The 5,607-nt window shown below is 41.8% G+C and carries 7 protein-coding genes and 1 pseudogene; 4 read left to right on the top strand and 4 right to left on the bottom strand.

Going from position 1 to position 5,607, the window contains the following annotated elements:
• The 3 genes from IQ229_RS10905 to leuB form a co-directional block, all read right to left on the bottom strand.
• Positions 1–513: prepilin peptidase (locus IQ229_RS10905; RefSeq protein WP_194043601.1), on the bottom strand; the 513-nt coding region annotated here is incomplete at its 3' end.
• A 116-nt stretch (positions 514–629) separates the two neighbouring features.
• Entirely contained in the window at positions 630–890 is a 261-nt protein-coding gene (locus IQ229_RS10900) for a hypothetical protein (RefSeq protein ID WP_094347451.1), read from the bottom strand.
• Between the two features lie 90 nt (positions 891–980).
• Positions 981–2,069: a 3-isopropylmalate dehydrogenase gene (gene leuB / locus IQ229_RS10895; RefSeq protein WP_194043599.1), complete on the bottom strand. Its 1,089-nt coding sequence runs from the start codon at positions 2,067–2,069 to the stop codon at positions 981–983.
• 60 nt (positions 2,070–2,129) lie between these two features.
• Between leuB and IQ229_RS10890 the strand changes: the two genes are divergently transcribed.
• Positions 2,130–2,591 (top strand): PIN domain-containing protein, encoded by a 462-nt coding sequence (locus IQ229_RS10890; RefSeq protein WP_194043597.1) that lies wholly within the window; start codon positions 2,130–2,132, stop codon positions 2,589–2,591.
• Positions 2,575–3,054, top strand: coding sequence for a hypothetical protein (locus IQ229_RS23920; RefSeq protein ID WP_228013377.1), 480 nt, complete (start codon positions 2,575–2,577; stop codon positions 3,052–3,054). Before IQ229_RS10890 ends, IQ229_RS23920 begins: the two co-directional genes overlap by 17 nt.
• A gap of 73 nt (positions 3,055–3,127) precedes the next feature.
• Here IQ229_RS23920 and IQ229_RS10875 read toward each other — a convergent pair whose 3' ends face one another.
• Positions 3,128–3,724: a hypothetical protein gene (locus IQ229_RS10875; RefSeq protein ID WP_194043589.1), complete on the bottom strand. Its 597-nt coding sequence runs from the start codon at positions 3,722–3,724 to the stop codon at positions 3,128–3,130.
• Positions 3,725–3,955: 231 nt separating this feature from the next.
• On the opposite strand from IQ229_RS10875, the gene IQ229_RS10870 reads away from it, so the two are divergent.
• Positions 3,956–4,906, top strand: coding sequence for an ABC transporter ATP-binding protein (locus tag IQ229_RS10870; protein ID WP_194043587.1), 951 nt, complete (start codon positions 3,956–3,958; stop codon positions 4,904–4,906).
• A 44-nt stretch (positions 4,907–4,950) separates the two neighbouring features.
• Positions 4,951–5,607 (top strand): annotated as a pseudogene (locus IQ229_RS10865) (ABC transporter permease); the annotation flags it as partial.

Here is a 5,607-nt window from a genome sequence, read left to right as displayed (position 1 = left end):
GCCTAATACTGCACCAACTATCGCCATCATAAAGTGATTTACCAATGCCACAAAACTACCCTCTGGTAGAAAACCAACTACCATTTGAAACAAAATTCCCACCACTAAACCCGACTTAGTAAGTGGATTGGGTAGGGTCATTGTATCTAAGTCGATGAGTGATAGAGCCAATAACCAACTGCAAAAAGCCCAATAGCCTATTGTTAAAGTCGAAACTTGAAATACCAAAAAAATTAGTAAAAAAATTATGCCCGTTACCCCTTCTACCACAGGATAACGGACAGAAATTTTGCTTTTGCAATATCGACACCGCCCTCTTAAGGAAATCCAGCCGAACACTGGTACATTGTCGTAAGCTTTTAGCTGGTTTAAGCATTTAGGACAACGGGAAGGCGGCCAAAGAATTGACAACCCAGCCGGTAGGCGATAAACAATAACATTGAGAAAACTACCAATAGATGCACCCAAAGCAAAGACCATTACACTCGCCGGGATGGCGAACAAAATGTCCATACAGTCATTTGTCCTTTGTCATTTGTCCTGTGTCATTTGTGCTTTGTCATTTGTCCTTTGTCAATAACTAATGACCAATAACTAATGAACAATGACCAATGACCAATGACCAATGACTAATACATATGCGATTCAATTTGACTTAAGGGTACAAAACACTCTTGAGGTAAAAGAACTGGTTGGTTAGTAAAAATAACCTTACCTCGATGAGTCACACGATTAATTGCTACACCAGAAGGTTGCCCAGCTATTTCGGGATGGACTTCACAGTGAGTATAGTATATCTGCCCAGCAGCTCTAATTACAGAGGGATCAATCAAAGGCGATTGGTTCTTTGGGGCGGTAAAATTTACTTGACCTTGTCGTAATGCGTACACTATCGACTGTTATTTGATTGCTAGATTTCCCTATAGTCTACCCGAAACTTATGGCAAAGGTTGCCAAATTGCCCAAGTTGCTATACAAAATTATTTTTGTTCGATAGCTTTGATGAGTGAGTCTCCCATAGCGCGGCAACCAAGGAGATTTTTTCCTGGAGAAATTATATCTCCTGTGCGATCGCCTTGTTCTAAAACTTGCAATACACCTTGTTCGATACGATCTGCCGCTTCTGGTTGGTCTAAACCGTAGCGCAACATCATCGCCACACTCAAAACCTGTGCTAGAGGATTTGCCTTATCCTGTCCAGCAATATCTGGGGCGGAACCGTGGACTGGTTCAAATACACCAGGCCCAGAAGCACCCAAACTAGCTGAGGGTAACATCCCAATACTACCTGTGAGCATGGCAGCAGCATCAGAGAGAATATCGCCAAACAAATTGCCTGTAACTATGGTGTCGAATTGCTTGGGAGCGCGTACCAACTGCATAGCAGCATTATCTACATATAAATGAGAGAGTTCAATATCTGGATATTCCGTACTAAGTTGGGTGATGCGATCGCGCCATAACTGAGATACGTCTAATACGTTCGCTTTATCCACCGAACAAAGTTTTCCGCCGCGTTTTTTTGCCGCTTCAAACGCCACTCTTCCAATACGTTCAATTTCTGATTCGGTGTAAACCATTGTATTTACACCGCGTTTCTCACCAGTTTCTGTAGCAAAAATTCCTTTGGGTTTCCCGAAGTAAATCCCGCCAGTTAGTTCACGCACCACCATAATATCCACGCCTTCCACAACTTCGCGTTTCAAAGTCGAGGCGTCGATTAGCTGGGGCAAAATTTTCGCTGGGCGCAAATTGGCAAATAATCCTAAACCTGCACGTAATCCTAACAAACCTGCTTCTGGGCGTAAATTGGATGGCAGGGAATCCCACTTATAGCCACCAATCGCAGCCAGCAATACAGCATCACTGTTACGGCAAGCCTCTAGAGTGGCAGATGGTAAGGGTTCACCTGTGGCATCAATTGCTGCACCACCTATGAGAGCTTCTTGGAATTCAAACTTCAGATCAAATTGCTTCCCTACGACTTTCAGCACATCTACCGCCACTGCCATAATTTCAGGGCCAATGCCATCGCCGGGTAGTAGAGTAATGCGGTAGTTCTGGGTCATAGCTAGTTATTACTGGGTAAATGCTTGCAGATTAAATATCATACCTAGCAAAATGTACCGATGGAGTTTTTAATTTATTTAGATGTGTGTTGTCTGAATCGCCTTTTTGATGACCAGACACAAGAGAGAATTCGTTTGGAAGTTGAAGCGGTGCTTCGTATTTTGGCTAGTGTTCAAACACGTGATTGGCAATTGCAAGGAAGTGAAGTTTTTGATGATGAACTTCGGAACACTCCTGAAGGAGCAAGAAAACGGCAGATGAGGATTTGGGCTGCTTTAGCAATGAGTAAAGTCAACATAACCCAAGAAATTGCGTTTCGTGGTGGGGAACTTGCCCAAATGGGGTTTAAAGACTACGATGCATTGCATATTGCTTGTGCAGAAGCTGGAAATGTTAATGTTTTGCTCACAACTGATGACAGAATGTTACGTTTGGCTGCAAGGTACAAAGACTTGCTACAAGTGAAAGTAGAGAACCCGCTTCAGTGGCTCAGAGAGGTTGCAAATGATAGATGTGAGTAAGTTGACTCAGACTGAAATTCAGCAACTAGGCATAGATACGCTGAGTTTAGCTCTTGGCCCAGCAGGAATGGGGCTATTTATGCATCAATTCGATTTAGGAAGCGGTGATTACACGCGAGATAGAGATGAAATATTAGGAAATCCTACTATTGAAAAAATAGTTGCCCGAATCAAACAAAGGCGGATTTCGCAGGTTGAAAGTTCAGATGTTCTGCCCAAAGTTACAAATATCAAAAGGCTAGATGTAACTAAACTTTCTCAGGCTGAGATTAGGCAACTGGGAATAGAAGCCTTAACAAAGGCTCTTGGCCCAGCAGGAATGGCAAGATTTATGCAGCAATTTGAAATAGGTAGTGGAGATTACACACGAGACAGGGATCAAATCTTAGGAAATCCCACTATTGATGAAATCTTTGCTCGCATTGAGGAGCGGCGAAAACAGCAGGAGAAGGGAGAAAAGTAGAAAAGTTTTATGTAATAGCGATCGCCTAAACTTGATAATTTAGATAATCGCTACAAATGCCGATCTTGCTTTATTACCTGTTCCAAACCTTAATGAAGGCAATTACTGAATGTCCGCAAGCATTCATCATTACCCCATTTACCGTACCACCGGCCGCAGACCCTACAAAAGGTACTATTTTTGCTACGTTGACTAAAGTCTTTTCACCAGTTTTGGCGATTAACTTAATTCCCAAAGTTTTATTTATCTGAGCAAATGTTTTACCAGGGATAGACATCAAAGCTTTCTGAATAGCCTGTGACGCTGCTTTTGTTCCCAAATTATTAGCTAGTTCAGATACACTAACTCCAGCAGCAGCAGCTAAAACTAAGGGCTGTGTAGATTGGCTGTAGGTGTCAATTTCATGTATAGCGAAAAGAGTAGATGCCAGCTTTACTTGAGAATAAAGTGTACCAGCAACTTCAAACGGTATCCCAGCTATACCTACAGCCCCACCAGCAATTCCGTTGCCTACAGACCACAATGTTGACTCATATATGGCATGATTTGCCATCTTATCTTTATCACCGTGCCAGCTTGAATCGTTGAGAAACGTTTGCCCCCACTCTCTGCCATCTTTGATGGCTTTATCAATAATTGACCCGATACCAGGCACCGAACCAAAATCCATAATTTTTACACCCGATTAACTGAGGAGGCCTAGAGATTTCTAGCTTTAGTATTCCCCGTAGCAAAACTTAATAATTAGTATTATTTAAAACTTTAGTGAAGATAAGGTAAATGATGTCCATGACTGAAAGCAGCTTTAGATAAAGCCAGTTTCAATTTCCGAAACCAGCCTGACAAAAGTTGTAAAAAAAGGTTAGCTTAACTGTTAATCACAAGCCGCACCCCAGCCGCGATGGTAAAAGAATTAGCAATTTGCACCCGTGGACTAACTAAGCAATTTGATCGGCACGTTGCTGTCAATGATGTTGATTTAGAAATACAGGCGGGGGAAGTATATGGACTGATTGGGCCCAATGGCGCGGGTAAAACAACTCTCATCCGAATGTTGGCAACTGCTGAGGAACCAACTACGGGTGAGATTTATATTAATGGCGATCGCTTACTCCGTGACAAGAGTAATCCCAAACTTAAGCGTCGTCTTGGCTACTTACCCGATGACTACCCACTGTATGAGGATCTGACAGTCTGGGATTACCTAGATTATTTTGCGCGTCTCTATCGTTTGCGAGAACCACGCCGCACTCAACGTTTACATGAAGTTTTAGAACTAATCCAACTTGGTAATAAACGCAATAGTCGCATTTCTACCCTGTCAAGGGGAATGAAACAGCGCTTAAGTTTAGCGCGAACCATTATCCACGAACCGATTTTACTACTACTGGATGAGCCTGTTTCTGGGCTTGATCCCATTGCTAGGATGCACTTTCGTGAAATCATCAAGGCTTTACAAGAAGCTGGGATGACTGTAATCATTTCTTCCCACGTTCTCAGTGATTTAGCAGAACTGTGTACTTCTGTGGGAATTATGGAACTTGGCTTTTTGGTAGAAAGTACCTCTTTACAGCAACTTTATCAACGTCTTGCCCATCAGCAAATTATGATATCAACTCTGGGGAACCTAGAAACACTGTTAAGGGAATTGAAACATCATCATTTAGTAGAAGAGTGGGAGGTGATATCAGGAAAAAACAGCGTCCGGGTGAATTTTTCGGGCAAAGATGAAGATAGCGCTGAGTTGTTGCGATCGCTCATTAAAGCAGGCATTCCTCTGACTGATTTTCACTGCACACAAGAAGACTTAGAAACTATTTTCTTAAAATTAGGTCACAAACAAGCATCTTAATTCGTCAATAAATATCACTCCCCATTTTTGGAGAACTTTTTCCTATGATGGTCAATTTAATAGACAAAATCGGCGATTGGAATCCGCAACTATTCCGAGAACTCAAAGGACGCCTGAAATTTTTTAATGTAGCGATCGCAGTTGCTACATCTCTACTTCTACAAATGGTAGTCTTTCTATATCAGTTACGCGAGTTTCCTAATGATGAATACTCGCTAACTGCTACATACTGTCGTTTGCGCCAATTATATGAACTGCGGCAAAACCAGGTTTACCAGCAATCAAATCAATCTCAAATTAATGATTTTAATCATTTCCTATCAAACAATTTTTGTCCGGCAAATGAAATTGATTGGCAGTTGTGGTGGCGAGATCACTGGGAATATATATTCCTCTCTTTGAGTGTAATTTTTGTATTTACCCTCTTAGTTGCAGGAACTTATTTGCTCATCAATGATTTAGCTAAAGAAGAAACTCGCGGCACGCTGAATTTTATCCGTCTCAGTCCTCAATCAGAAACAAGTATATTGACTGGCAAGTTGCTAGGGGTTCCGAGTTTAATTTATCTCGTTGTCTTAGCAGCAATTCCTTTACACTTGTGGGCTGGAAATTCTGCCGGAATTACCTTTAGTTATATTTTGACTTACTACGCAATACTTGCTGCCAGCTGTATTTTATTCTATAGTGCTGCACTACTGTTT

The organism is Nostoc cf. edaphicum LEGE 07299, assembly GCF_015207245.1.
In the GTDB taxonomy this organism is placed as follows: Bacteria; Cyanobacteriota; Cyanobacteriia; order Cyanobacteriales; family Nostocaceae; genus Nostoc; species Nostoc edaphicum_B.
This window is presented reverse-complemented; position numbering and strand designations above follow the sequence as displayed.

What these genes read in the sequence shown, in the direction of transcription:
- IQ229_RS10875 (WP_194043589.1), bottom strand. Translation starts at nt 3,724, where the DNA reads ATGGATTTTGGTTCGGTGCCTGGTATCGGGTCAATTATTGATAAAGCC.
- IQ229_RS23920 (WP_228013377.1), top strand. Translation starts at nt 2,575, where the DNA reads ATGATAGATGTGAGTAAGTTGACTCAGACTGAAATTCAGCAACTAGGC.
- IQ229_RS10870 (WP_194043587.1), top strand. Translation starts at nt 3,956, where the DNA reads ATGGTAAAAGAATTAGCAATTTGCACCCGTGGACTAACTAAGCAATTT.
- leuB (WP_194043599.1), bottom strand. Translation starts at nt 2,069, where the DNA reads ATGACCCAGAACTACCGCATTACTCTACTACCCGGCGATGGCATTGGC.
- IQ229_RS10890 (WP_194043597.1), top strand. Translation starts at nt 2,130, where the DNA reads ATGGAGTTTTTAATTTATTTAGATGTGTGTTGTCTGAATCGCCTTTTT.